This window comes from Tardiphaga sp. GW822-FHT04G09, from assembly GCF_058800725.1.
In genome coordinates, this window is the sequence record NZ_JBXAMO010000013.1 from 103960 (window position 1) to 130622 (window position 26663).

General features: G+C 60.3%; 25 protein-coding genes and 3 pseudogenes. 13 read left to right on the forward strand and 15 right to left on the reverse strand.

What is annotated here, in order from left to right:
• Positions 1-39 precede the first annotated feature (39 nt).
• Positions 40-993: a 3-carboxyethylcatechol 2,3-dioxygenase gene (locus tag AC1RLZ_RS20895; RefSeq protein ID WP_493190200.1), complete on the reverse strand. Its 954-nt coding sequence runs from the start codon at positions 991-993 to the stop codon at positions 40-42.
• A 40-nt stretch (positions 994-1033) separates the two neighbouring features.
• On the reverse strand, positions 1034-2257 hold the full coding sequence (locus tag AC1RLZ_RS20900; protein ID WP_493190201.1) for an ABC transporter substrate-binding protein: 1224 nt from the start codon (positions 2255-2257) through the stop codon (positions 1034-1036).
• Between the two features lie 102 nt (positions 2258-2359).
• Between AC1RLZ_RS20900 and AC1RLZ_RS20905 the strand changes: the two genes are divergently transcribed.
• Both AC1RLZ_RS20905 and AC1RLZ_RS20910 read left to right on the forward strand, forming a co-directional pair.
• A complete protein-coding gene (locus AC1RLZ_RS20905) occupies positions 2360-3130 on the forward strand; it encodes an IclR family transcriptional regulator domain-containing protein (protein ID WP_493190202.1) in 771 nt (256 codons plus the stop codon).
• A gap of 175 nt (positions 3131-3305) precedes the next feature.
• Positions 3306-4136 (forward strand): helix-turn-helix domain-containing protein, encoded by an 831-nt coding sequence (locus AC1RLZ_RS20910; protein ID WP_493190203.1) that lies wholly within the window; start codon positions 3306-3308, stop codon positions 4134-4136.
• Between the two features lie 6 nt (positions 4137-4142).
• Here the strand turns inward: AC1RLZ_RS20910 and AC1RLZ_RS20915 are convergent, their stop codons facing one another.
• A complete protein-coding gene (locus AC1RLZ_RS20915; RefSeq protein WP_493190204.1) occupies positions 4143-5126 on the reverse strand; it encodes a VOC family protein in 984 nt (327 codons plus the stop codon).
• 341 nt (positions 5127-5467) lie between these two features.
• On the opposite strand from AC1RLZ_RS20915, the gene AC1RLZ_RS20920 reads away from it, so the two are divergent.
• The 3 genes from AC1RLZ_RS20920 to AC1RLZ_RS20930 all read left to right on the forward strand — a co-directional run bounded on the left by AC1RLZ_RS20920 (position 5468) and on the right by AC1RLZ_RS20930 (position 8631).
• Positions 5468-6313: a fumarylacetoacetate hydrolase family protein gene (locus tag AC1RLZ_RS20920; protein ID WP_493190205.1), complete on the forward strand. Its 846-nt coding sequence runs from the start codon at positions 5468-5470 to the stop codon at positions 6311-6313.
• 96 nt (positions 6314-6409) lie between these two features.
• A complete protein-coding gene (locus AC1RLZ_RS20925; RefSeq protein ID WP_493190206.1) occupies positions 6410-7588 on the forward strand; it encodes an FAD-dependent monooxygenase in 1179 nt (392 codons plus the stop codon).
• Positions 7589-7659: 71 nt separating this feature from the next.
• On the forward strand, positions 7660-8631 hold the full coding sequence (locus AC1RLZ_RS20930; RefSeq protein WP_493190207.1) for a Bug family tripartite tricarboxylate transporter substrate binding protein: 972 nt from the start codon (positions 7660-7662) through the stop codon (positions 8629-8631).
• Between the two features lie 24 nt (positions 8632-8655).
• On the opposite strand, the gene AC1RLZ_RS20935 is transcribed toward AC1RLZ_RS20930, so the two are convergent.
• The 5 genes from AC1RLZ_RS20935 to AC1RLZ_RS20955 form a co-directional block, all read right to left on the reverse strand.
• Positions 8656-9024 (reverse strand): hypothetical protein, encoded by a 369-nt coding sequence (locus AC1RLZ_RS20935; RefSeq protein ID WP_493190208.1) that lies wholly within the window; start codon positions 9022-9024, stop codon positions 8656-8658.
• Between the two features lie 566 nt (positions 9025-9590).
• Positions 9591-10643, reverse strand: coding sequence for a helix-turn-helix transcriptional regulator (locus AC1RLZ_RS20940; RefSeq protein WP_493190209.1), 1053 nt, complete (start codon positions 10641-10643; stop codon positions 9591-9593).
• A gap of 175 nt (positions 10644-10818) precedes the next feature.
• Positions 10819-11241 carry a PAS domain-containing protein gene (locus AC1RLZ_RS20945; RefSeq protein ID WP_493190210.1) on the reverse strand — a complete coding sequence of 141 codons (423 nt, stop codon included), beginning with the start codon at positions 11239-11241 and terminating at the stop codon, positions 10819-10821.
• Positions 11242-11663: 422 nt separating this feature from the next.
• On the reverse strand, positions 11664-12794 hold the full coding sequence (locus tag AC1RLZ_RS20950) for a response regulator (protein WP_493190211.1): 1131 nt from the start codon (positions 12792-12794) through the stop codon (positions 11664-11666).
• Positions 12791-13105: a chemotaxis protein CheB gene (locus tag AC1RLZ_RS20955; protein WP_493190212.1), complete on the reverse strand. Its 315-nt coding sequence runs from the start codon at positions 13103-13105 to the stop codon at positions 12791-12793. The genes AC1RLZ_RS20950 and AC1RLZ_RS20955 overlap by 4 nt, the downstream gene beginning before the upstream one ends.
• 145 nt (positions 13106-13250) lie before the next feature.
• Between AC1RLZ_RS20955 and AC1RLZ_RS20960 the strand changes: the two genes are divergently transcribed.
• Positions 13251-13517, forward strand: a complete 267-nt coding sequence (locus tag AC1RLZ_RS20960) for a DUF72 domain-containing protein (protein WP_493190213.1) — start codon at positions 13251-13253, stop codon at positions 13515-13517.
• Between the two features lie 141 nt (positions 13518-13658).
• Here the strand turns inward: AC1RLZ_RS20960 and AC1RLZ_RS20965 are convergent, their stop codons facing one another.
• Positions 13659-14537 (reverse strand): cation:proton antiporter domain-containing protein, encoded by an 879-nt coding sequence (locus AC1RLZ_RS20965; RefSeq protein WP_493190214.1) that lies wholly within the window; start codon positions 14535-14537, stop codon positions 13659-13661.
• Between the two features lie 11 nt (positions 14538-14548).
• Between AC1RLZ_RS20965 and AC1RLZ_RS20970 the strand changes: the two genes are divergently transcribed.
• Both AC1RLZ_RS20970 and AC1RLZ_RS20975 read left to right on the forward strand, forming a co-directional pair.
• Entirely contained in the window at positions 14549-15037 is a 489-nt protein-coding gene (locus AC1RLZ_RS20970) for a YciE/YciF ferroxidase family protein (protein ID WP_493190215.1), read from the forward strand.
• Between the two features lie 65 nt (positions 15038-15102).
• Entirely contained in the window at positions 15103-15516 is a 414-nt protein-coding gene (locus AC1RLZ_RS20975; protein WP_493190216.1) for a DUF3597 domain-containing protein, read from the forward strand.
• Positions 15517-15685: 169 nt separating this feature from the next.
• On the opposite strand, the pseudogene AC1RLZ_RS20980 reads toward AC1RLZ_RS20975, so the two are convergent.
• Both AC1RLZ_RS20980 and AC1RLZ_RS20985 read right to left on the reverse strand, forming a co-directional pair.
• A pseudogene (locus AC1RLZ_RS20980) lies at positions 15686-18069 on the reverse strand (hybrid sensor histidine kinase/response regulator).
• 3 nt (positions 18070-18072) lie between these two features.
• Positions 18073-18330, reverse strand: a complete 258-nt coding sequence (locus AC1RLZ_RS20985) for a ribbon-helix-helix domain-containing protein (RefSeq protein ID WP_493190217.1) — start codon at positions 18328-18330, stop codon at positions 18073-18075.
• Positions 18331-18748: 418 nt separating this feature from the next.
• Here AC1RLZ_RS20985 and AC1RLZ_RS20990 point away from each other — a divergent pair, with 418 nt between their 5' ends.
• A complete protein-coding gene (locus AC1RLZ_RS20990) occupies positions 18749-19204 on the forward strand; it encodes a low affinity iron permease family protein (protein WP_493190218.1) in 456 nt (151 codons plus the stop codon).
• Positions 19205-19506: 302 nt separating this feature from the next.
• Positions 19507-20609, forward strand: a pseudogene (locus AC1RLZ_RS20995) (carbohydrate porin).
• A gap of 135 nt (positions 20610-20744) precedes the next feature.
• Here AC1RLZ_RS20995 and AC1RLZ_RS21000 read toward each other — a convergent pair.
• Together AC1RLZ_RS21000 and AC1RLZ_RS21005 are read right to left on the reverse strand one after the other, a co-directional pair.
• Positions 20745-21053 carry a SemiSWEET family sugar transporter gene (locus AC1RLZ_RS21000; RefSeq protein WP_493190219.1) on the reverse strand — a complete coding sequence of 103 codons (309 nt, stop codon included), beginning with the start codon at positions 21051-21053 and terminating at the stop codon, positions 20745-20747.
• A 13-nt stretch (positions 21054-21066) separates the two neighbouring features.
• Positions 21067-21228: a hypothetical protein gene (locus AC1RLZ_RS21005; protein WP_493190220.1), complete on the reverse strand. Its 162-nt coding sequence runs from the start codon at positions 21226-21228 to the stop codon at positions 21067-21069.
• Positions 21229-21587: 359 nt separating this feature from the next.
• Here AC1RLZ_RS21005 and AC1RLZ_RS21010 point away from each other — a divergent pair, with 359 nt between their 5' ends.
• The 3 genes from AC1RLZ_RS21010 (at position 21588) to AC1RLZ_RS21020 (ending at position 23536) form a co-directional block, all read left to right on the forward strand.
• Positions 21588-21788, forward strand: a complete 201-nt coding sequence (locus AC1RLZ_RS21010) for a hypothetical protein (protein ID WP_493190221.1) — start codon at positions 21588-21590, stop codon at positions 21786-21788.
• 11 nt (positions 21789-21799) lie between these two features.
• Positions 21800-22012, forward strand: coding sequence for a hypothetical protein (locus tag AC1RLZ_RS21015; protein WP_493190222.1), 213 nt, complete (start codon positions 21800-21802; stop codon positions 22010-22012).
• Between the two features lie 789 nt (positions 22013-22801).
• Positions 22802-23536, forward strand: a complete 735-nt coding sequence (locus tag AC1RLZ_RS21020; protein ID WP_493190253.1) for an alpha/beta fold hydrolase — start codon at positions 22802-22804, stop codon at positions 23534-23536.
• Between the two features lie 311 nt (positions 23537-23847).
• Here AC1RLZ_RS21020 and AC1RLZ_RS21025 read toward each other — a convergent pair whose 3' ends face one another.
• Both AC1RLZ_RS21025 and AC1RLZ_RS21030 read right to left on the reverse strand, forming a co-directional pair.
• Positions 23848-25209, reverse strand: a complete 1362-nt coding sequence (locus AC1RLZ_RS21025; protein WP_493190223.1) for an IS1182 family transposase — start codon at positions 25207-25209, stop codon at positions 23848-23850.
• 227 nt (positions 25210-25436) lie between these two features.
• Positions 25437-26642 (reverse strand): annotated as a pseudogene (locus AC1RLZ_RS21030) (ABC transporter substrate-binding protein).
• Positions 26643-26663 lie beyond the last annotated feature (21 nt).

A 26663-nucleotide genomic window follows, 5' to 3' on the forward strand; every position in this document is an offset into this window, starting at 1 on the left:
GAGACCTCCTTCGATTTTATTGATTTGCGGAGACGCCCGTCAGCGGGCGGCCGTCTCCGATCCACGTGCGGCGATCATCGCCATGCCAGCAATCCAGCCGGGGATCGCCTCGTAGAACTCACGCTCGACCTTGTATTCTCCGGCAGCGGACAAAGCGCCGAATGCCGCTATCCAGGAAAGGACCTCGTTAGCCCCACGTCCCGCCGCCTTGCGAACCTCGTCGGTGTCCAGTTTGTCGGCAGACGAGAAATCGCCCGACCGAAGGATGCGCATGAATTCCGCATCCCATTCCGGATTGAGCGGTGCGCACGGACCTTTGCCCGCCTCGGCAAGGACGCCCGCTTCGAGCACTTTCTCTTCACGCGCCTTCTGTGCTTCAGGCGTCTGGTGGCGGTTGTTGATCAGGCGTTCACGGACCTCGGGGGTGGCGGTCCGGATGTCCGGAAGCGGCGGATCGTGCGAAAGGCCGCCGGAAGCCGCGAACAAGACGCGCTTGCCGGATTTGGCGGCGAACCGACCGACCGCTTCACCGAGCATGCGGGTACGACGATAGGTCGGGAGCGGAGGAGCAGCACCGTTCACAAAAATCGGCAGAAGCGGGATCGAGCGGAAATTACCAAACATCGCTTCCCACATCTGGACGAAGCCGTGATCGACAGGCATGCGATACGAGAGCGCAACATCGAAATCGGCGGCACGCAGATAGTCGGTGAGTTCGAGGGCGGTCTCTTCCGGAACGGGAAGCGGCCCAAGGCCGCCTCCCCAATCTCCGAGCGACTCCGCTCCCGCGCCGACACAGAATGCGGGCATCAGGTCGTAGAAGAACCCGTTGAAGTGATCCGGCGCGAACTGAATGATGTAATCCGGATTGTAATCGCGGAGCCACGCGCCAAGATCGGCGAATGCGTCCTTGACGCGCTGCTCGGTCTCGGTGGTCGCCGGACCGCGATACATCAACGGTGTGTGCGATGCGCAAACAACAGCCAAAGACATCAGTTATCTCCTTGCATTGAAGTTCTCATCAGCCGCTCGCTCACTTTTGGACGAGCGAGCACTCGCTCTCGGCGAGCGGCCGCGCCAGGGATTCACCCGGCAAGGTCTGAAGCACGTTGTAGAGATCCCATTCGCCCTTCGGTTCGCCGGGCTTCTTGACCTGCAGCAGGTACATGTCGTGGATCATCTTGCGATCGGCGCGGATGTATCCGTCCTTGGCGAAGAAGTCGTTCACCTTCTGGGATTCCATCTGCTTCATGACGGTGTTGGCATCGTCCGTCCCCGTTGCCTTCACGGCCTTCAGGTAGTGAACGACCGAGGAATAGACGCCCGCATGAAATCCGCTCGGCATGATCTTCGCCTTTTCGAAGAACCGCTTCGCCCAGGCGCGCGTCTCCTCGTTGCGATCCCAGTAGAACGGCGCAACTTCGTACGCGCCCTGAGCTGTCTTCACGCCAATGCCCTTCATGTCCTGAACGGTGGACTGCAGAGGCACGATTTTGGCGCTCGCGTTGAGGCCGAATTCCTCGGCCTGCTTCATCGCCGTTTCGGTATCGCCGCTCGCGGATGCGATCGTGATAACGTCCGCCTTGGTGCTTTGCGCGCGCAGCAGAACGGAAGAGAAATCGGAATTGCGCGACGGGAAGACCGAATTGCCGAGGACTTCGCCGCCGTTCTTCTTCACCTGCTCGATCGTGTCACGCGTCAGTGCGTGACCATAGGCCTGATCCACAGTGAGGAAGTACCACTTCTTACCGCCTGCGGCGGAGATCGCCTTGGCGGCACCCTGCGCGAGACCGTAGGTATCAACCGTCCACTGTACCGAGAGCGGCGAGCACTGCTTTCCGGAGAAGTCCGATGACGTCGAACCCGACAGGAGCATGATCTTGCTCTTCTGCTTCGACAGGTTTTGCACGGCAAAACCGATCGGCGATCCCTGCATGTCCGCGACGGCGTCAACGCCATCTACGTCAAACCAGCGGCCAGCAATCGCCATTCCGGCATCCGGCTTGCCCTGATGGTCAGCCGACACCACTTCGACCTTGAGACCGTTCGCTGCATCCTCGGCCGCCATCTGTGCGGCAACGACGGATCCCATGCCGTTGGAGCTCGAAGCCGGTCCGCTGAGGTCGGTGAGGACGCCGATTTTTACTGTCCCGTTGCTGATACCACCCGCCTTCTCCGTTGACTGCGCCCAAGCCGTGGTCGTCAGAGCGGTGGAAACAAGAAGGGTGGATGCGATTGCAAAATTGCGAATGAACATGGTTTCCTCCATTGATTTTTATGTTTGTTCGCATTGACGGATGGCGACCAGAACTGCCATCCCTATTGTCAAAATGTTCATCTGGTGAACAGGAAGCCACCTATGCATCCCAATGTCCGGGCCCTTTCGAGGGGGCTGGCAATTCTGTCCGAACTGAATGTCGGAGGCCCAAGCTCGGCCCAAACCCTCGCACGGAAGACCGGGATCAACAGGACAACGGCCTATCGCCTCCTCCACACCATGATCGAAGACGGCTTCGTGACGTTTGACGAACCCAGCGGTGAGTTCAGCTCGACGCCGCAAGTGCGACAACTGAGCGACGGCCTCTCGGCGCGCGACGCCATGAGCCAGGCAGCGCTTCCGGCCATGTTTGCCTTGATGAAAGAGGTTTCGTGGCCCAGCGACTTTGCGGTTTTCGACTCCGGGTCCGTGATCATTCGGGAAACCACGCACCCTTACAGTCCGTTCTCCGTTCACCGCGCCATGATCGGCCGACGCCGCCCGTTCCTGAGGAGCTCTCTGGGCCGCGCCATCCTTGCGGCCGCGCGTCCAAAGGTGCGCAGGACCATGCTGGAAATCACTGCGGCTTCCGGAAATGCAGACGCCGCACTTGCCGAGGATCAAGCGGCCATCGATGGACTCCTTGAGCAGTTCAATCGCGACGGCTTTGCGTGGTCCGTTGGCGAAACCGAAAAGAACATCAGCGCCATCGCACTGCCAATCGTCGGATCGAGCGGCGTCATCGGCAGCATGAACATCATTTTCTTCAGCACCACGATGACGCCTCAGAAGGCCGCGGGACGCTATCTGCGAAATTTGCAAAAGGCGGTCGCCTCTGTTGAGGCCGAACTGAAACGCCCGGCCAAACGTTGAAAATCTTGCCGCAATCTACAGTTCCAAACCCGGAGCCATGCACACCAACTGACGACTGTCCGCGCTACGGACGCGACCGATCCTTGTTGCATCGCGGCGCCAACCCTGCGACCGAGCTTTCCTTGTCGCTCATGGGAGCCACTGCTAGGTTCGCGCCGAGACAGAGAAAATGGTGATGACGATCGACGCCCCGACCGATACGGAGAAAGCCACGAGGAAACCCGAGACTCACGCGTCAAGCGTCCGGTCGCTTCAGCGAGGCCTTAAGATCCTCCGGCTGATCAGCAGGAATGCTGGGATAAAGGCTGGCGAAATCGCCGAGCAGGTCGGCCTCGCACGCCCCACGGTGTACCGCCTGATCGAGACCCTCGAGGAAGAGGGTTACATCGTGCGAAGCTCGTCGGACAATCGGTTCCGGGTCACCCACGAGGCTCGATCGCTCGGAATTGGATACGATGCCGTCAATTCCATCAGCCAGGCCGCAGGTCCTGTTCTCATCGAGCTGAGCCATCGTTTCATCTGGCCATTCGACCTTTCGGTCTGCGTTGGCACCGAAATGCAGATCCAGGAATCGACTCATCCCCGAAGCCCGTTGTCTATCGATCGTGGCGTGATCCGGCGGCATCTGCCGATGCTCCACACGGCGGCTGGCCGCTGCTACCTCTCATATTGTTCGGAATCCGAACGGGCACGATTGATTGCGGATATTTCCAGGAATGGCAGCGAGGAAGAGCGCTATCTTCTGTCGAGCAACTGGCTCGACAAACTCATTGCCGAAACCCGTGCGCAAGGCTTCGCCATGCGTTTCAACGAGCAATATAACAGCCACACTTCCAGTATCGCCGTCCCCATTTTCTCGGACAGCGAGTTGGTCGGGGCCATTGCGGTCATCTGGATCACGAAGGCGATGACCTTGGCCGAAGGCATAGAGCAGTTCTATGAGACGATGAGCGATGCGGCCCGGAAAATCACCGCGCGCGACCAGAGCCTGCGTTCCGGCGGTTGATCGGTCTCACTCGCGTCGAATGACAGAATCCAGCCACGGACAGTCGATCGCTGGCAAAACCGGATTTGGCACGCGCACACCGCGAGCCGCTGCATCGAGGCGCATATCCCTGAGCCGCGCGCGCTGCTCTTCAGGCATATAGAGGCGCTCGTGTCCCCAGAGGCTGGGCCCGTCGAAGGTTTCGTGCGGCTCCCAGGTTTCGGGGTCGATCGTGCGTCCACCCCAGCCGTATTCAATGAAGAACCCGTTCGGAGTGTGTGAGTAGAACGAGGTCATATGGTCGTTGGTATGGCGCCCGAGCGTGTAGGCGACACGCCCCTCCTCCTGCTGCGCCAAATCGTATCCTTGTCCAATGTCGTCCAGAGATCCGAGTTCGACCATGAAATGATGCAGACTCTGCTTTCCTGACTCAACCATCGCAAAACTGTGGTGACGGCCATTGAGGTGGAAGAAATAGAGCTTGTAAGGCGCGTGGCCGAAATCACTGACGTGGAAACCCAGAATGTCGCGATAGAAGGTCAGCATCGGAGCAATGTCGGCGACATTGATCACCGCGTGCCCCATCCCCAACGGCCCCGTCCGGAATCCGGAGATGGGACGCCCCGGAACGAACGGCTCGCTTGCGATATGCGGTTTCCAGAAGACCTCGACGGTGTTGCCACCCGGATCCTTGAAGGAGATGAGATCGGTCACATGGCGCTCGTCGGCCAGCGAGGCAGGATGCGCGACGACGCGCGTTCCGAACGCTTCCAAGCGGGCAGCCAATGTCAGAAGATCGGCTTTGGAATCGACCTCCCAGCCGAGAAAGGCCAAGCCGTCCCCCTCCTCGCCGCTGACCACAAGCCGCTGCTTCCGGTCGTCCATTCGAAAGGCACGCACCTTCGCCCCCCGATCGACCTGCTGCATACCCAGCAGTCCGCTCGCGAGGCTTGACCAATCGTCCAGACGGGAGGAGCGGATACCGATATATCCCAGCGACTTCAATTCCATCCCGAACTCCTTCTGATTGTCCGGCACCAAAGCCGGTTCACACAAACCTATGCGTCCCCTGCCGCTCTTGGGAGATGGCCCGCTCAAGTTGTCCGTTGCGTGGACAGCCGGAAGTCGAGGCCGGACTGTCCGTAGTGCGGACAGATTTCAGTTCGGGCGTTGATCGGCGCTCCCGCCTACGAGACAGATTAGCCCGACCGATGTGATCGAAACCAATCGGTCAGGCAGGCGCGGCGGCTCATCCGCCTTGCGATGCAACAAACATAAGGAGGAGCCGAAGGCCGCTTGGTTGCTGTCGCTTCAGCGCGACGACCGCGTCTTCGCCCGCCAAGGAGGATATTATGAAGTTCATATCGTTCACGCGCGCTGGCAACGCTTCATTTGGCGTGGTGACCGACAAGGGGGTTATCGACCTTGGTCGCAGGCTCGATCGTTCGAAGTCGCTGCGTCAATTCATTGAGCGGGATGATTTCGCTGCCGCCAAGGCTTTGGTCGCAACCGGTGACGTGGATTACCAGCTCGCCGACCTGACGCTCCTTCCCGTCATTCCCGACCCCGACAAGATCATCTGCGTTGGCATGAACTATCATGATCACGTGGCAGAGGTTGGTCGTACGGTGACCGAGAAGCCGTCTTTGTTCGCTCGCTTCGCCGGAAGCCAGGTTGGCCATTTGCAGCCGATGATCAAGCCCAAGGTGTCGGACCATTTCGACTACGAGGGCGAAGTCGCCATCGTGATCGGCAAGACCGGCCGCCACATCCCGGAAAGCGAGGCCCTCGGCTATATCGCTGGCTATTCCTGCTACAATGAGGGAAGCGTGCGCGACTGGCAGCGGCACACCACGCAGTTCATTTCCGGAAAGACCTTTGCTGGCACGGGCGCGTTCGGCCCCTGGCTGGTCTCGGCGGACGAAATCCCGGATCCGTCAAAGCTGACGCTGGAAACCCGCCTCAACGGCCAGGTGGTCCAGCACACGAAGACCGACAAACTCATCACCAGCATTCCGGAAATCATCGCTTACTGCTCGGCGATTTTGCCGCTGCTTCCCGGCGACGTGATCGTGACCGGAACGCCCGGAGGCGTGGGTGCCAAACGCACACCGCCGCTCTTCATGAAGGCCGGAGACACGGTCGAAGTCGAAGTGAGCAATATCGGCATTCTGCGGAATCCGGTCATCGCGGAATAACGCGCTGAAAACACAAGCCGAGCGAACCGGCGACGAAACTGAAGCGCTGCACGCGCACGATAAGGGTGGGAAAAGGTGAGCAGTACAAAGCCGAAGGTGATCATCGCCGGTGCCGGGATCGGCGGTCTGACGGCGGCGCTGTCGCTCCTCAAGCGGGGCTTCAGCGTCGAGGTCTATGAGCAAGCACCCGAACTCCGAGAAGTCGGCGCAGGCGTGCAGGTCAGCGCCAACGGCATGCTGATCTTCGACAAACTGGGTCTCACCGACCGGATCATGGCGGAAGCAGCGCATCCGGAACGGCGCGAAATCCGGATGTGGAATACCGGGCAAGCCTGGACCGCCTTCGATCTCGGCACGATCTCGGTTCAGACCTACGGGCATCCGTACGTCACCATGTACAGGCCGGACCTTCTGGACATCCTGGCACAGGCTGTGTCCTCGCTCGCGCCCGATGCGATCAAACTGAACCGAAAGGCGATCGCGTGCGAGGACACGGGAGATCGGGTCACCTTGCATTTCGCTGATGGGACGTCGGCGACCGGTGATGTCCTGATCGGCGCCGATGGTATCCATTCGGTTGTCAGGGCCACACTGCATGGTGCAGACAATCCGGAATTTACTGGCCTGGTCGCATGGCGGGGTGTTATCCCCATGGACACCCTGCCCGCGCGCCTTGCCCGCAACGTGTCCTCGAACTGGGTCGGCCCGGGTCGCCACATCGTGCAATATCCGCTCCGCCGGGGCGCATTGATGAACTTTGTCGGCATCGTGGAACGAACGGACTGGACCGAAGAGTCCTGGACGACGCCAGGGTCACACGACGACATGCGCGCGGACTTCGTCGGCTGGAATGACGATGTCCAGCAACTGATCAACGCAATCCCGCAACCCTATCTCTGGGCACTGAAGCTCCGAAAGCCGCTTCCGCGCTGGTCCGAAGGCCGCATCACCCTGCTGGGAGATGCATGCCACCCGATGGTGCCATTCCTGGCTCAGGGAGCCGTGATGGCGATCGAGGACGGATACGTGCTGGCGCGTGCGCTGGACGCTCACACGCATATCGCTGAAGCACTCAAAGCTTATGAATCCGCTCGGCTTGAACGGACGTCACGAGCCGTGAATGGGTCGGCGGACAACACTAAGCGCTTCCACAATCCCGCGCTCGGCGACCCGGCTTCAGCGGGAGCGTACGTCGAACGTGAATGGGCGGAAGACCGCCTGCTGGAGCGCTACGCCTGGCTCTACCACTACAACGCGGACACCGTTCCGGTCTGAGTAAAACCTGAATTGAAAAGGCACCAGTGCGCCCTCGCGCGCTGAGAACGCCATCGCATCTGGAGGAAAACATGATCGACCGACGCTCGCTTCTGCTCGCCGGGCTTTTCGCATCCGTTGCAGGACCATCATTCTCACAGGGCAAGTATCCAACGCGGCCCGTCACGCTCGTGAACCCGTTTGCGGCAGGCGGACACCTGGACGCGCTGGGCCGCCTGATCTGCAACCATATGCAGACCGTCCTCGGACAACCGTTCATTATCGAAAACAAGGTCGGCGCAGGAAGCACCATTGGCGCGCAATACGTGTCGAGGGCGACGCCGGACGGCAACACGCTTTTGCTCGGCACCACAAGCTCATTCGTGATCGCCCCCTACATCTACAAGCCGCAGCCCTACGATCCGTTGACGAATTTTGCCCCGATCATCGGGCTGACAGAAGCCGCCACGGTGCTGGTCGCGAGCGAGAAGAGCGGGTTCAAGACGCTGAAGAACCTTCTGGACGCGGCGAAGAGCAAGCCGGGTTCCGTGACTGTTGCTTCCGCCGGCAACGGAAGCTTCCCGCACGTTTTCTCGGAGCTGTTCAGTTCGTTGACCGGTGTGCAAGTGACACACGTGCCGTACCGGGGCGGCGGTCCAGCGATGAACGATCTGATTGGCGGACAGGTTGATGTGTTCTTCGAGGTGGTTCCTAGTGCCACCCCTCAGATCCAATCGAAGCGTGCCATCCCGTTGTTGGTCAGCGGCAGCAGTCGTTCTCCACTGCTTCCGGACGTTCCGTGCGCATCGGAATTGGGGTTACCCGACCTTAATTTGATGTCGTGGTCCGGGATCGCAGCACCTGCCGGAACCCCGGCGTCTATCATCGATGTGCTGAATAAGGAGGCCAACGTGGTCCTCAAATCCGAAGATATGAAGTCCTTCGTCGATCGCTTCGGGTACACGTTGATCGGCGGAACGCCCAAGGACATGGCCGACCGCCTCGGCAAAGAAGGGGCGATCTACAAGCAGCTCATCGCAAGCCGAGGTCTCACTATTCAATAGGCGGACGCCCGTCGATTGGCTGGATCAATCGGCGGGCACACCATCGGGGACGGCCACGCTGAACCTTTTGGCAGTGGCTCCCTTGAGGCGGACGTCCACCTGCTGCGGGCCGATCCAGGCCAGCTCCGATGGCTTGGAGCCACGAAGCAGCGGGACCATCTGCGCCAACGCTCCGCGTCGATAGTACGGAACGATATCGACGCCGACCATCGCGAGGCCGCCCATCTTAGTACACTCTCGCCAACTCGGAGTATCGACGCTGCCAACGCCATCGGCGTCGATCTCCCACACTGGCTGTGTCCAGTTTTCAATCAGGAGGCGTTGCCTTGTCTCGCTCTCCCTTACTGCCCCATGGAAATTTGCTTTGCCGCCGAGCACAGCCTCGGCCGTCATCAGCTTTCGTCGAAGGTCGTCATTCTCGTGTTGGAGGCCATGTTTTTGCAACTCGCCAACGGATGAAAGCAGGGTGCTTTCTTAAGAGCGTCCCTCGATCATACAGAAAGCGATCAGAAGTGCCATGACAGGAAGTGATTCAGGTTGATGCCAGCGACCAAGTCACGCTGCCGAGCGCCCAGACTTCGGGAATGTGAACGGCCGTAGACGCGGGCACGATAGCGAAGCGTTGCATTCCCGATCAGAGACGCGGACGAAATGTCGGTTGCGCCCGGCTAGATGGCCGTCATGCAAATAAGGGGACGTATGGCCGCCGTCACCCAGCTTTGCGCTCCGGACTGGCCTTCTTCCTCACCACCGCCTTCGACATCGTCGACGAGGTCCTGGAGTCCGTCTGCGAACCCTTCAAACTGGAAGGGAGAATGCGCAAGACGCGGCATACGCCGGAAATCGTTCAGCCTGAAGGGCTTGCTGGAGCGCCTCGATCAGACGCTGGTTGAGAGGAAAACCGCGGGCGCGTTGTTGAAACTTGCTATCGCAGCCATGAATTTCGGAGGCTGTCTAGCCTAAGGTCCGAGACGCCGAAGCAGCATCAGAAGATCTTGCTGCCGGTGCGTTTCGGTTTTCGTCAGAATGCGCTTGAGGTGGGTCCTGGCGGTTTCCACCGTCACCGACATGCGGCGCGCGGCATCGGCTAATGTTAGCTCTGCTTCGAGATACAACGTGAGCACGGCTTCGGTCTGCGTAAGACCGAACATCCGGATCAGCGTCTCCGGTGCCGTCGCCTTGTCGCGATCGTCCGGATCGGACACAAGCAGCAGAACGGCGCCGCGTGTGAAAACGGAGGCGGCCAATCCTTGGAGCCGCAATGCCCGGACCAGCAACGGACGGCGATCACGACGACGTATCAACACGCAGTGGACGGATGGCTGGGTAACGAGTTTTCCCGGTCGATGCGAGGCAATCAAAGCTTGGAGCTGAGGATTGTCGGGAGCATGCATGGATCTAAGTTCGCGGCGAAACAGTTCAAGTCCGTTTCCTATCAACGCCTGCGCCTTCTCGTTATGCCGCACGACCAGACCGGCCGCGTCCATCAGAAAGCTGGCGCAACCGATGGCTTGATAGGCGTCGAGGGCACCGACGGCGCCCGCGTAGGCAAGGCTGCGCGACAACGTTGCCGCCTGTCGAAGCGGGGTAGAGAAGCGAACGAGATCGTCCTGCTCCGACCGATCGAAAAAACCGTGTCGGTCGCCGCGCTCGAACACGACGCTCCATTCGTCTTCGGGGTCGGTGAAACCGACCACCGCCGACCAGTTACATTCGTGCCGGGCCAGTAGACCGCGGTAATAGTCGGACGATGCCATCTCCTCGGGACTGGCACAATCCTGATCGGTGAAAATGTTACGCTGCCTCAGAAAAGGAATCCCGCGAACGCGTTCATCACGCTCATTCCATCCGTCGCGGAAATACTCGGCAAGTCCATCCGACAGTGACAGGGAATGCGGCGTTCCAGGACACTGGCCTTTCACCGCAAACATAACGGCGCCCTTGGCACCGGCATATTCACCCAGGATATCCATGGCCGCGTTCCAACGCAGAGGATCGATCGCCGCATCCATAAGCGATTGGGAGGCCTGCTCGAAGGTGATTGTTCTCCCGCGCATCGCAATCGGCCTCGAATACGAATCGACACGCAACCGAAATGGCGCATGGGATCCTCGGTTAGATAGCGCGATAATCAGAAAGATTGCAAACTAGGTTTGCGGCGCAAAAATCGAGGGGCGAACGGCGGACTTAGTTCGGCACGATGCTGATGGCGTGCTGGTCGTTTTTTTCATGGGTAATGTCCACGACGGCGCCAGGGAAACGGACAGGTTTCCCATTTGTGTCGAGCGTGCATTTGCCGCGAGCATATAACCAGCGCACCGTGCCGCCTACGATGACGCGATACTCGATGGCAAAGGGGTCTCCCCGCAAAGCGTTTTGAATGGCTGATTGGAGATCGTTTCTATCCGCCGGATAGACGGCCCGGAGCCAAGCACCAATGGGAGTGCCGAGCGTCGCGTCCGCAGAGCTGATACCGAACATTCTGGCAAATCGAGTATCGGCAAAGACGCGATCTTGCAGGACGTCCCAATCCCATACGCCGACGAGAAAGTCCGCGATGCGTCCCGCGTCCTGGCGAACCCCGCTCTCCGCCGCATCGAGTGCAGCCATTCGCAGGGAGCGCCGCCAGCACGGTTTCTCCTTTTTGCTCCGCGGATAGAGCGAGTTCCTGGCAAATCTCGGAAAACGGTCGGCCTTCCATGGTTTCACCGTCAAACAGAAAGGGATAATATTGCACTAATTCGATGGGCGAGCGAGACACAAACGGCATTGGACAAATTTCTGTTCCTCTAAGAGGCATCGCATGTGGGAATACGGAAAAGCCACCGATAAGGAGGCACTCGAACTGATGGTCCGATATCTCAAAATCAAGGACCCTGACCGTCGTCGCGAAATCTTCCAGCTCGCGGACCAATATGCAGGCGAGGCCAGTTCTTTGATCTTCCAGGACAATAGCCGGGACAAGACCTGTTAGGTCTCAGAATCCGACAGCCTTGAAATGTAGCGATCTTGATCCCCGTCGCGCCTTTCGATCACTCGCCTACAAATCGCGAGCGCGGCAACGTCAGGGTCAGGGCGAGTCCCCGCTCGTTCCATTCGCGCATTAGGGTTCCTTGCAGACTTCGAAGCACCGATCTTTCCAGCGTTCGGCCAAATCCCTCGCGACCGCCGTGGGAGGGTCGAGGCGTCGTCGCTGCGTCCTCGATCCAATCCATGCGCAAATTATCGCCAAGTTCCGATACGTTCACAGACAGCCGTCCGTCCCGGGTAGAGAGAGCGCCATACTTGGCAGCGTTCGTCGCGAGTTCGTGGAGCAATAAGGCGAACGAGGTCAGCGTCCCTGAGGATATCGGCACGTCCGCGCCGGAAATCGTAATGCGGGAGGCCTGATCGTGCTCGTGAGGCGCCAAGATCGCTCGCAGCAGGGCTATGACCGAGGTCTCAGTCTGAGCGACGTTTGCGCCGCCGCTGGGGTCGGGAAGCGTCAGTTCGTGGGCGCGAGCCAACGCATCGAGCCTTTCCCGCAAATCGCCAGCGAGCTCATCCACGCTGCCTGCCGTCCGCGCACTGAGCGTGATCAATCCGGAGGTCAAACTGAACAGGTTCTTGATGCGGTGGTTGATCTCTCGCAGCAGAACATCTTGTTGAGCGCGCATGGTCTCGTTCTGACTGAGATCTTCCGCGAGGGTGACCAACTGCTGGTCTTTCTGACGACCGGCCTCACTCAAAGCCTCCGCATACGCCTTGAGTTCGTCTCGCTGCTCCGCAATCTGCTGACGCTGGCGATGAAGCTCGAAGAAGACCTCGACCTTGCTCCGGAGGATGTCGGGTTCGACCGGCTTCTGAATGAAGTCAACGGCGCCCGCTTCGTACCCACGGAAGCGGCGCTTGCCATCCGTCGTTCCCGCCGTGACGAAGATGATCGGAATGCGCCTTGTGCGTTCGTTTCCGCGCATGAGCTCGGCGAGTTCGAATCCGTCAAGTCCCGGCATGTGGACATCGACGAGTGCCAAGGCAACGTCGTCATGCTCCAAAAGCAATTCGAGAGCCTGATCCCCGGACTGAGCTTTCAGCAGAACGAGACCGTCACGTCGAAGCAACGCCTCCAGCGAAAGTAAATTTTCTTCCAGGTCATCGACCAGCAGAATGGATACTGAGGTCATGACCTGCACTCCCTGAGAAACCGCGAGATTGAGCTCAGGGACATCACTCGGCTTCCCGGGCAGGCCTCCAGAGCCGCACGTGGCATCGCGGATGCGAATGCACCGACCGGATTCTGGATAAGAGCGGTGCCACCAGCCTCGACGACCGCCTGCAAACCAGACGCGCCGTCACTGTTCGCTCCGGTAAGGACGACCGCGATCAAGTCAGGCCCGTACGCCTCGGCAGCGGTCTCGAAAAGGACGTCGATCGAGGGGCGGGAAAACATGACGGCCTCATCGCTGGATAGCGCCAAACTTTTATCGGTTTCCACCAGTAAATGGTAGTCCGGTGGGGCGAACCTACACGACCGCAGCGCCGCCTGGCAGAAGAGCGGTTGGACCGGGTATGATCCGGCCAGCCAGCCCTGTGGCGCCGATGAGGTCCGTAAAGAGCGGACACTGTATCGCTAAGCTACGATGGCCCGCTTCGGCGGGCCATTTTTTCGGCATTGGCAAACATGTTGTGGAGGGGCGGTGGTACGGGCTGCACGACATGTGGGGGCGGCCGGGTGGTCGATCCCCGCACTGCAATCCAGCGACTTCCCATCGGAGGGTAGTCATCTGGAACGCTATGCATCCCGCCTTGGAGCCGTCGAGATCAATTCTTCGTTCTCCCGATCCCACCGACGGGCCACTTACGCCAGATGGGCGGGGACCGTGGGGCCACTTTTCGTTTCTCCTTGAAGGTCCCCAAGGCTTTTCACGCGCCGAATTGAAAGCCGAGGTCGGCGATCTTCACGATTACATCGGAGGGAGGCTTCGGGACGCAAATCGGTCGTCTGACGGAACTTCCCGACGGCCAGTGGCCAAATAAAGCGGGGGCTTCTAGTTGCTCTCAGATTCGAGCGCTTTCTCCTCTCGGGCGGTCTGGCCTCGCCTCCGTCGCCGGTCGATCAGCATCATCACCGGCGTCACCGTGACCCCGTGCAGAACGATCGACGTCAGGACGATTGCGGCCGAAATGCTCCACATCGTCTCGGCACCATCGAACGAGCCTTTCTGGAAGGCGAAGGCCAAATAATAGATGGTCCCGATGCCGCGGATCCCAAAGAAGCTGATGGCGGCCCGCTCGGTCGGAGGGCACGTAGTCCCCGACAACGAAATCCACGCCAGCGAGGGGCGTATCGCGCAGATGGCCAGGCCTGCATAGACCGCGCCGCTGACACTCAGCGAGTTCAGCAGACCACCTGCTGAGATCGCCCCGCCAAAAAGGACGAGCAGCGTCATCATCAGAAGGCGTTCAAGCTGTTCGGCGAAGTCGTGGAGCGTCTGGTGATATTCATGGTCGCGCTCAGCGGCCCGCAGCGCCAGTCCCGCGACGAAGACGGATACGAAACCGTAGCCGTGAGCGGCTTCCGACACGCCGAAAACGACGACAGTGATCCCCAACGCGACAAAGCCATCGCCCGTCCGCGACAGCTTGGCACGATTGGGAATGCGGAAGACCAACCATCCCAGGCCGTAACCCAGCGCTGCCCCTATGGCGATGCCGGCAGCAAGGCGCCAGACGATATCGACGGCGACCCAATGCGCGACCCAGGAGCCTAGCGATCCGCCCGACTGACTCATTGCGATCGCCGCCATCACGAACGGGAACGCCAAGCCGTCGTTCAGGCCCGCCTCGGAAGTAAGTGCAAAGCGGGTGTCGTCTTCCTCTCCCGACTTCTGGACGGGAATACCGCGTTTCAGCGGCGTCAGAAGCATGGGAGGCCGCGATGGCTGATAAAGACCTCAACGATCTATTCCTCGACACCCTCAAGGACATCTACTACGCCGAAAAGCAGATCTACAAAGCCCTGCCGAAGATGGCCAAAGCCGCCGCTTCCGACGAGCTACGCGCGGCTTTCGAAAAGCATCAGGCCGAGACGGAGGTGCAGATCGAACGCCTCGAACAGATTTTCGAAAGCCTCGGAAAGGCTGCGCGCGGGAAGAAGTGCGACGCCATCGAGGGCATCCTCGATGAAGGCAAGGAGATCATGGACGAGTACGCCGACACATCGGCTCTCGACCCGGGCCTGCTCGCAGCCGCACAGGCCGTCGAACACTATGAGATCTCCCGCTACGGCACCCTTCGGACCTGGGCGCAGACCCTTGGACTGAAGGAGGCCGTCAAGCTGCTGGACCAGACCCTCGCGGAAGAAAAGAAGACCGACGATGCGCTTTCGAAGCTGGCATTGTCAGCGGTGAACGCAGAAGCGGCATGACGTGTAAACCTTGATGGACGCCGCGGCTCGGCCGCGGCGTCTTTTTCATATCATTGGAGAGCAAAATGAGCATTTTCGGAAAGATCATGGGCGCCATCTTCGGTCATGCGGAAGCGGCGCCGGCCGGCGGAGCGGCACCTGCCGCGCAGGACAAGGCGTCGTCTCCGGCATCGTCGCCCTCTGCCGCCGCGCCTTCGACTGCACCAACCGGCAGCGCCTCGAACGTCGATGTCGCTCCGATCCTCGACGAGGCCGTCGCGGCGAAGGGTGAGAAGCTGGAGTGGAAGACGTCGATCGTCGATCTGATGAAGGCCCTCGACATCGATTCGAGCCTGTCGGCACGCAAGGAGCTTGCCAAGGAGCTCGGCTATTCGGGCGACATGAACGACTCGGCCACGATGAACATCTGGCTGCACAAGCAGGTGATGGCCAAGCTGGCCGCGAACGGCGGAAAGCTTCCGGACGACATCAAGACCTGAGAACTCGGCCTCACCACCAATCGAGCCTCTCGCCCATCGGCGGCGAGGGGCGTCGTTTTCGGATCCGACGCGCGGCGTCTGCATCCGTCCTAAGCGACTACGCCATGCGGAAGCGTCTCGAAGTCATCAACGGAGAGCTCGCCACGCGGACGTTGACGTAGCCGCTCACCTATACGCGCGATCGATCTCCGATCGCCTTCCGCAGCGTTCTCGACAGCGCTTCCACCGAATACGGCTTCTGAATGAGCTCGAATCCGCGATGAGCGTTTTCGGCGAGAACGCTGCTGTAGCCGGACGTGAGCACGACGGGCAGTCCGGGATATCTTTCGCGGATGATGTTCCCCAAATCGACACCGTTCATCCTGGGCATGATGACATCCGAGAAGACCAAGTCGAAGGCGAACTCGTTTTCGGACAGCGCCGCGAGGGCCTGGTCGGCAGACCGCACCCATTCGGTCGAGTGACCGAGATCCTCCAGGAGCTCGGTGGAGAACCGGCCGACATCCGGGTTGTCCTCAACAACCAGGATCCGGTGTCCTAGCCCGCTGGTGAGATCCATATGCGGCGCCGGGGCGGGATCGGCCGCGGCCGTGGAATAACTGCGAGGCAGGTAGATCGTGAAGACAGACCCTTCTCCGACGATGCTCGTCACCACGATGTCGCCGCCCGACTGGTTCGCGAAGCCGAAGGCTTGGCTCAGGCCCAGTCCCGTGCCGCGCCCGATCTCCTTGGTCGTGAAGAACGGTTCGAAGATCGTCTGAATGTGCTCGGGCGGAATGCCTGTGCCGCTATCCTCCACCGAGACTGCGACGTAATCGCCAGGCCGGGCGGAATGGGATCGGACTGCCGGGATCTCCACAGCGGGCTCAGCGGAGATGACGAGCCGCCCCTCGCCGTTCATCGCGTCGCGGGCGTTGACGGCCAGGTTGACCAACGTCGTCTCGAACTGCCCGATATCCGCGACGGCGAGCATCCCTTTGTCGGGGGCGTTCACTTCGATCTGGACCCGGCCACCGACGAGCGGACGGATCAGGCTCGCCACGCTGTCTATCTGCACGCCGACGTCGAAGGCGACGGGCGCCAGAGGCTGTCTGCGAGCGAATGCGAGCAGTTGACCGGTCAGCCTCGATGCACGGTCTGCCGTGTCCGAGATGGCATCGACGTATCTTCGCCGGCGCTCTTCCGGAAGGTCGCGACGACGGAGAAAATCCGTCGCTGACCGGATGATCGTGAGGAGGTTGTTGAAGTCATGTGCGACGCCGCCGGTCAACTGTCCGACCGCTTCCATCTTCTGCGCCTGGCGGAGCGCTTCCTCGTTGGTCCGCCGCTCGGTCGTATCCACGGCTTCCGCCAGGACGGCCGCAATTCCGCCGGTCTCATCGGTCACGGGGCGTAGGGCGAGTTCGAAATGCCGACGGCCCGCAGGCAGGTTCAATTCGATGTCCATCCTCGAAGTCGCACCATCGGACGCCTGGCGGAACGCCTCCTCGACGGCCTTCGATGACGCCGGCGCCCCGTCGAACCAAGCCGCTTCCCAAAAACGTTTACCGAGCACATCCTCCGGGCCGACCGCAGCAGCCGACAGGGCGGTGGCGTTGGCGTAGACGACGCGTCCCTCAAGATCGAGAAGGTCCTGATGCTGGTTCGTGGTCTCGAGAATCGCACGAAGCTGGGATTCTCTGCTGCGAGCTGGGCGGTTCGCTGCGCGACAAGAATCTCGAGATCGTCGTTCACCGATCGCAGATCGATCTCCGCTTGCTTTGCGACGGTGATGTCATGCGCAACGCCGATGAAGCCGATGTGCCGGCCGGCCGGATCCCATCGCGGCTGCGATTCCGAGCGGATCCAGCGGAGTTCGCCGTCGGCTCGGCGGTAGCGCGCCTCCAGCACGAAGGGTTTAAGGGACGCCTCCCCGGCAATGCTTTCCTTCACCACGCGCTGAGCGTCATCGGGATGGAGGATGGTCCGCCAGTCGAATGCCAGCGCCTGTTCGTAGGGGACACCGACGAAGTCCACGTAGGCCTTGTTGGCGAAGCTCCGAGTCCGATCCATCCGGGTGACCCACATCGGGACCGGTGCACTGTCGGCGATGAGCCGAAACCGCTCCTCGCTTTCCCGCAGCATTTCGCGGGCCTGAGCCCGATCCGTGACGTCGATGTGGGCGCCGACCATCCAGACGGGGCGCCCGTTTCGATCGCGCTCGATGCGGCCCTCGGCCGCAATCCAGCGTATCTCGCCGTCGTTGGGGCGGATGATGCGGTACTCGGAGGAATAGCGCTCGGCTTTGCCTTCGAGCATATCGAGGAATTGGCGCTCGGCCCGCTCCCGATCCTCGGGATGAAGTCGTCTCACCCAGTCTTCGTGCGTCTCGTTGACCGCCTCGGGCGGCAGTCCGTGAATCGCGAGATATTCAGGCGAGCGCTTGTTCTCGAACCCGTTGGTGAGGTGGACGACGACGCCACCGACCTTCGCGATGCGCTGCACCTCGGCAAGTTCGCTTTCCCGATCTCTCAGCGAACCACCGGTCTCTTGCTCAGTCACGCGACGCCCTATTCGCTATCCCGGCGGAGCGGCGACGCCGACCGGCGACCGCCTCCGAATGTAGTGATCTAGCACGAAAAGGCGGATGGCTGACGAAAGGTTGGACTTGGACCCGGCGGTTCGTGCGTTGTCGATCCTCGTCGCCAGGTCGAAGACGGTGACACCCTCGTCCCGCGCAATTCCCTTCAACGCGGACCAGAATTCGTCCTCCAGACTGACGCTGGTCTTGTGCCCCGCGATGTCCAACGACCGCTTGCGGATGGTGGATTTCATGCGTGCCTCGTGCTCTGGCGGAGATTGGCATCAGGCCGGACGGCGATCAATGCAGGAGATCTCGCCCGTCACCTGCGCTTTTCCTCCAGCACTCCGGCGGCGCGCAGATCCGCTCTTACTTTCCGGACGCCCGCGAAGGGCTTGCCGAGTTCGCGCGCCTTTTTCTGAACAGCCGACGCTGGCCTGCGATGCGCTGCACATGCCCGCAGGAGCGTCGCTCCATCGTCAGCCAACTTCTCAAGCTTCTCAATGTCCTCGCTCATCCAGCGTCTTATGATTGGCAACATCTCTCCGCAAAACATCGAGTTTATGCTGAGATTACTGAGGGCTCAGTCCGATAGCAGACACCCAGAAGTTAAAAATTACCTTTCCGGAATTGGCTGCATGTGGTGGAATGTCGCACCCGGAGACGATCACAATGCACACGAAAAAGGCCGATCGGACACATGGCTTTGCCCGACTGTTCGGAGACGTCGCCAACAAAACGTCGATGCTGGCGGGGCGCGCCTCGACATTTGCCATCGCGTTCGCGGTCGTCGTGATCTGGGCCGTGACGGGGCCGCTCTTCGGCTACTCCGACACCTGGCAACTCGTCATCAACACCGGCACGACCATCGTGACCTTTCTGATGGTGTTCCTTATCCAGAATTCTCAGAACCGGGACAGCGCTGCCATCCAGGTCAAACTCGATGAGCTCATCCGGACGAGTGCGGCGCACAATTCGTTCGTCGGCATCGAACACCTGACCGACGAGGAGCTCGAGGACATCAGGACCAGATGCGAAGCGCGAGCCGCCGCCGAAAAGGTCGGCGAGAAGTCGGTTCGACGGGCTGGAGAGAAGGCCCGTGAGGCAGCCGACCAGGCCGTGGAATGAGGGCGAGGCGACGGTTCGTCATATCGGTCGGCTGGCTGGCCGTGGCGATCGCCGCACACCTCAGCGTCGCGACGGCTTGGGCCCAGGAGGACAAAAAGACTGACGACGACAAGCCCGCGGATCCGGACACGGGCCAGAGCACGATCGAAGAGACGACTCTTGGCATCCTCTCGAATCCATTCATGGACCGCGGAGTGAAGTTCGCGGCGACGTACATCGGCGAAACGCTTGGAAATGTCAGCGGTGGATCCAAGCAGGGGGCGGTGTACGAAGGACGCCTGAATCTGGCCGTCGATATAGACATGGAGAAGCTTGTCAATGCCAAGCAACTGACCTTCCACGCCAACATTTTTCAGATTCATGGCGACGGCCTGTCCCGAAGCTACCTCCAGAATTTCATGGTGGTAAGCGGCATCGAGGCCCTTCCGACGACCCGCCTCTACGAAGCCTGGTTCGAGCAGAAATGGGATGCGGTCGGTTCTCTGAAGATCGGGCAACTCGCCGCCGACCCGGAATTCTTCAACACGAAGTACACGGAGGTCTTTACCAATGCTTCGCTCGGCTGGCCGGCCATCACGTCAGTCGTTCTGCCGAGCGGAGACCGTCTCCGCCCCTGGCGGCGCTGGGTGCACGGCTCTCTCTGAACCTTGGTGAGAATTGGTCGCTGCAAACCGCCGTGTTCGACGGCGATGCGGCAGGACCGGGCGTGGGCGACCCGCAGCAGCGCAACCGCTACGGCTTGAATTTCCGGATCAACGACCCGCCGCTTGTGCTTGGGCAGTTGCAGTATGCGTGAAACAACAAGAAGGGCGACGAGCGTCTCGCCGGTGCTTTCAAGATCGGGGGCTGGCATCACTCAGGCGCGTTCGCGGACCTTAGATACGGCGACGACGGTCGGTCGATGGCCGACCCGTCGTCTTCCGCATCGCCGGCGATCTTGCCCGGAAATTACGGCTTTTGGGGCGTCTTCGAGCAGCAGCTTTACCGGGTTCCGGGAGACGATGATCGCGGCATCGGCGTTTTCACTCGAGCAGCCTACAGCCCGCCCGACCGGAGCCTCCTAGATATCTACGCCGATTGCGGGATCGAATGGATCGGCCCGACCGACGCTCGGCCGAACGACAAGGTCGGGATAGCGATCGCCTACGCCCATGTCTCGCCTAGAGCCCAGGCGCTGGATGCGGACTTCCGACGCATCCATTCGCCGACTTGGCCACGCAGGACGTCGGAGACGATGATCACCGCCGCATACCAATACGAGATCAAGCCGGGTCTAAGCCTTCAACCCAACCTCCAGTACGTCGTTCGCCCAGGAGGCGGTGCAACGGACCCGTTGAGCGCCGATGCAGGTCGCAGACTCAGGAATGCTGCCGTCGTCGGCCTGAGAGCCGTCGTCAAGTTCTGACCCTCGGGCCGACCTTTTCGATGCATCCATCACCGGAACGCATTGCCTGATTTTGAGAACGCGGGGGGCATGATGGCAGGCGGGAGCGTCCAAAACTTCGTCGTGGGCGCTTCTGCTTGATCAGCGAGCGCGCGACTACGAGAGCTCGGAGGCGTTCATCCACTTGGCGGCCGCTTTGCTCGAGGAACGCAGGTCCCGGAGTTTGAGGAGCAGGACCGCCCCGCTGAGGCCCACGCCGACCGCATTGGCGACGACGATGACCCAGTCGGCCTTCAGGACGCCATATACAACCCACATCGCCAGACCGGACGTAAGCACTGCGAACATTTTAAGAGACAGATCACTCGTCGATCCACGTGGCAGCGCCTTTCGGACTTGAGGAATGTAAGACAAAGACGTGAAGGCCGCTGCGATCAAGCCGATCCATGACGCGATGTCGTCCATACCGCGTCAGCTTTCACGAGACCGTGCCCACAGGCGGTTCAGCGGGCCCCTTTTTGCCGTAGACGGGGTCTTTGCGCGGCTTTCGGACTTTGCTGATGCGCTTCTTAGCTTCGATGCGGTCGCGGGTATCGGTGACCTCATCGTAGGTGCCGGTTTCCGGATAGGCTCCGACCACCTGAAAATCGCGCGTAGCCTCAATGAGGCGGCCTCGCCGTCTGCGATTTGATCGGATTCTTCCTGCAACAGGCGCACCAATTGCGCGAGATCGGATCGGTCGGCCGAAAAGGCCGATGGCTCTTTAATCTGCTCAGCCGCTCCGGCTGGAACCCAAACTTACTCACAAACCAACGAAACATGAGCACCTCATCTGGAAGAAGTGCAGTCGATCGATTGGTTCCGAGACTTTCTGGAAAAGATTGCTCGACTCTGGCGGCATTTGGATGTGAGCTGGTGTTATCACAGCGCGGATCGTGGCCAACATCGGTGATGGGAACGCATAATTGCGCTTCCGCCCTCCTCCACCAATAGGAAGGGATGCATGACACCGCGTATATTTTTACCACAGCGAAGCACGCGAGAGGCCTCATCGATCGGGCGACGCTGCTGCGCGCCGAAGCGCAGCGGATGTCCCCAGGCATCGAACGCGGTCGACTGATGAAGCAGGCCCGCCAGATCGAGACTGAAGCTGACGCCCAACGCTGGGCGGCCTCGCCCGGCCTTCAATCCCCGACCTAAAGGAGCGGATCATGCCTCACCCCACAAGCCGTAGTTGGACCGATGCCGATATCGCGCGCTTGAGGAAGTTCTCCGATGAAGGTGCATCCGTGAACCGAGCTGCTGCAGCCTTGAACCGCAAAACAGAAGCTGTGAAGAAAGTCTGCCGCGTCCATGGGTTCGCGCTGATCGGGACACGCCAGGCAAAGGCGGCCATCCGGAAGCTGGAAGCCACTGCAGGATGATGCTCGAACTCGGGCGCGTTGTGTTCGCGCGGACGGCGACGCCGGCTCTGATCACGCTATCGTATTTCACCCCCAGATACCTCGCCGCGGTGCTCCAGCTGCGCGACGGAAAGAATCTACGGGGCGTCTTTTGTTCAGTTGCGGGCTTGCGTCATGCGTTCACGATGGAGCCCATCCGTGGTGCCGGCCGGCGTCCACGATACCGTGTACCTCGTCGTCGATTGCCACGGTACCGACGGCTGTGTCTGGCGGGAAGCAGACATCAACGGCTCCGATCTGGAGACCGTCATCACCGACCTGATGCGCGGGCAATATTCCGACCCTCAGCGTCGTCGCCTTCAACACGACCGAGAACTGGTCGAGGGATGTGACCTCCGATATCGCCCGAGGGGTCCAGGAACGATGCAATCTCGCCTGTGAAGACGTGCCGGCTTTCATTGGTCCACTGTGGCCCCCTCTAGCCACTGCCCTTCTATTATGATTTCGTTCCCCATCGCTCGCAGCCCTCTGACCGCCATTCCTGGCGCCCAAGTGGTCCGGCGGTGGTTGGAGGTCGATTTGCGTGACGTCCTGAGAGCCAAACAATTGGAAACCGCGCGCGGCTGGGTTGTCGAACACCTGCGCGCGCCCGGAACGTGGTTCGAGCTGTCCGGCCTGTATACATCGGAGGAGGCGGCGTCGGCCTGGATCGCGGAGCAGGGACAGAAGTATCTGGCTTCCGAACGTCATCGCCGGGCCGCGGTGATCCGTCGGAATAACGTGCATCTGTCCGGCCGGGGCAGCACGGCCATGATCTTCGCCCATGGCTTCGGATGCGATCAACAGATGTGGCGCTTCGTGGCGCCGCAGTTCGAAGAGGATTTCAAAGTCGTCCTGTTCGACCACGTCGGTTGCGGCAGGTCCGATCCCAAGGCCTACAGCAGCGAGAGATACGCCTCTCTGTCCGGCTATGCATCGGACCTGACAGAGATCGGAGAGGTCTTGGGACTTCGAGACGCCGTTCTGGTGGCACACTCGGTCAGCGCCATGATCGCCGTCCTGGCCTCCGTCGCGGCTCCGAAACTGTTCGGTCGCCTGGTTCTGATCGGGCCGTCCGCCCGCTACATTGACGACGTCGGTTATGTCGGAGGGTTCTCGGAGAAGCGCATCGGTGAGCTGCTGCAATTTCTCGAGAATCATTACGTCGAATGGTCGGCCGCGATGGCACCGGCCATCATGGGAAATCCGGAGCGTCCTCATCTGGCGCAGGAACTCAACGACAGCTTCTGCCGTATGGACCCGACTATCGCTCGGGATTTCGCGCATGTGACGTTCAGGTCGGACAGCCGCGCCGACCTGCCTCTTGTCACCCGCCCGTCCTTGATCCTGCAATGCGCGGAAGATGCGATCGCACCCGTGGAGGCCGGAGCCTACGTGCATGGCGCCATTCCGGGGAGCACGCTGACTGTTCTTAAAGCCACGGGCCACTGCCCGCATCTCAGCGCGCCAAGCGAAGTCGTCTCCGCGATTAGGGCGTTCGCCTGAAACCTTGCCACGTCAGCGCCATTGCTGAGGCGGCACACGCCGGGTGTCAATTGACCATAACGGGTATGATGGACGCGGCGGTTTTGCCGGTCACTCGTGACAGCAGCACATCGGTACGCGTGGCAATTTGACCCGTTCTCGGTGCGTGCGGTTGTCCTCTGGACTGCATCTCCGCCGCGCGCTGCTTCTCTCACAGGTTGCGGTGAGAACATGTCTGCGACTGTCAGTTTTGCGCCGATTGTGTTGAAGAAGTCAGCTAGTTGGCGATCGGCCCGTGCGCAGAGGAGCGGCGTGCAAGTGTCTGTCCCAGTTCAGATGGGCATCGGAGCCGGTATTGGGATCAATTTTGCCAGCTTTCGAAGGTTCTGAGCGGTGGCAGCGAGCAGTAACTCGTCGCGAGCACCGCAAGGACCTCGCAGACGAAGCCGGTCGAGGCGCAGGACACGCTTTAGATGCGCGAACAACATTTCGATCTTTTTGCGTTCACGTCGCGAGGTTACGTAGGCTTGCGTTCTGGCGATCCCGCGCGCCACATCGCGAGCGCTCTCGTAGATCGAGCGTGGTACCTTGCGAGCTGGCATCTTCGGACAACACCGTGGCTTGAGTTCGCAGATGTCGCAGTCCCGCTTGCTGGCGCGATAGTGAAGCGTCGCTCCGTCATTCACTTGTGTTCCGGTTGAAGTCAGCACCTTGCCCGCCGGGCAGCGATAGATGTCAGCCCCCCGATCGTAGGTGAAGTCATCGCGGGCAAACGTCCCATCCTCGCGAGCGGATTTGTCGAGCACGGGTATGTGCGGCTCAATTTTACGCTGGTCCACCAACCAGGCCAGCATGTCGGCTGATCCGTAAGCGCTGTCGGCAGCCAGGCGCTCGGGATGGATGCCGAAGCGATCCTTCGTACGCGCGATCATCGTGCGTGCAGCACCGACCTCGGCCGGTCGAATGGCGCGTGTCGCCTCGACATCAACAATGACCGCAGCCTTCAGATCGATCAGGTAGTTGTCGGCGTAGACAAAGAAGGCGTGGCCTTTGTGAGCCCCGGTCCATTGCGCGGCCGGATCGGATCGAGAGACAAACTTCGGCACCGTCTCGCTCGCTGCACCCCAGGCCGCTTCGTCCAGCGTGTCGAGGTACTCGCGGACGGACCGCCGCGCCCGGGCAAGCGCGTCCCAGTTATGGTCCTCAGTCCCCACAGCGGAGCGCTGCTTGTTGGCGTCGGCAGCGATCAGGCGGGCATCGACGGCGAAGGCCGTTCCATCGACCAGCCCCTCCGCCATGCAGCGTCGCACTACCGTCTCGAACAGCTTGCGCAGGAGATTGCAATCACGGAAGCGACCATGTCTGTTCTTTGAGAAGGTGGAATGATCCGGCACCTCACCGTCGAGGCCAAGACGGCAAAACCAGCGATAAGCGAGGTTCAGGTGAACCTCCTCGCACAACCGGCGCTCCGACCGGATGCCGTAACAGTAGCCAACCAGCAACATCCGGACGAGCAGCTCAGGATCAATCGATGGCGGTCCGATCGAACTGTAGAAGGGCGCCAACTCGCTCCTAACGACAGACAGATCGACGAACCGGTCGATGTTCCGCAGCATATGGGCGGCTGGTACGTGTCGCTCAAGCGAGAATTCGTAGAACAGAGCCGCCTGATCAGTCTGCTTCGGACCCATCATCGATTCAGCCTCCGCCGATAGCGGGATTGAATCAGCGATGGCGTCCCGCTTCAACAGGGGAGTTTTTCAACACAATCGGCGCAAAGCGAACATCGAGGCGTTTAGTACATCACTACTGAATCCACGCCTCTTCAGAGGTTGAAGCAATCGCGGTGAAGTGCGAGACTAGATGGACGCCTCGGAATCTTTCCGAGGCGTCTCGTTTCAGACGTTCGATTGAGCTTAAGTTACTTCTGTGTTTTGACGAGGGGGCATCGCGATTTCGACAGCGGTTGGAAGGCGTCGTCACCTTTGACCGTTCCCACCAGATTGTAATAGTCAAAATCGCCCTTCGACTCGGCCGGTTTCTTGACCTGAAATACGTACATATCGTGCACTAAACGGCCGTCTTCGCGGATCGTCCCGTTCCTCACAACCGCATCGTCGATTTTTGCCGAGCGAAGTTGCTTCAGGACGGCGTTTGTCTCGTCAGTTCCTGCTGCTTTTATAGATTTGAGATAATTGAGAACTGCCGAGTAAGTGCCTGCGGGCAGGGAGCCAGGCATGGTGCCGGTCTTCGCCTTGAACTTGGACGCAAACGCACGAGTCCGGTCGTCTTGATCCCAATAGAAGCCTTCGGTCAGAAACAGTCCCTGCGCGGACTCCAGACCCATGCCGTGGACTGTGCTGAGATAAACCACGAGCGGCGCGATATACTGCTTCGGGGTGATGCCATAGTCGCGCGCGGCTTTGATGCCATTCACGGTGTCCGCATTCGAGTTTGCCAGTGCAATGACTTGTGCCTTCGACTGCTGCGCAGTCAACATAAAGCTCGACATGTCCGGAACATTCAGGGGGTGCTTGACGGAGCCGAGGACCTTTCCTCCACGCGCCGAGATCACATCCGAGGCATCCTTCTCTAAGGCGATCCCGAATGTGTAATCCGTGGTGACAAAGTACTAATCACGGTATCCCTTATCGATAAGCACCTCGGCGGTACCTGCAGCTAAGGAGAAGGTATCGTACATCCAATGGATGCTAGTGGGCGTGCATCCCTCGTTGGTAATCGACGTTCCAGCGGGCGATACGGCTATCGCGATACGGTTTTTTTGAGCAGCGATCGGCAAAACCGCGAGAGCGGTATTGGTGAGACCCAGATCGACCAAAACATCGACTTTATCCACGTCGATCCATTGTCGAGCGACTGCCGCGGCAGTGTCGGCCTTGTTTCCTGTGTCCGCGGAGACAACCTCGATCTGGCGCCCAAGGACAGTTGAGCCAAATTCCTCAACGGCAATTTGCGCAGCGACCACGCTTCCTCGGCCGATATCAGCTGCTGGCCCACTCAGATCACTGAGTACTCCGATCTTGATCTTGGTCTCGCCCGCAAGGGTCAAGTTTGTGGAAAGCAGACAAGACAAAGCGACTGTTGCGGCGCCCCAGCGTTTCTTCATTCAATCCTCCCAGTTGTCGTT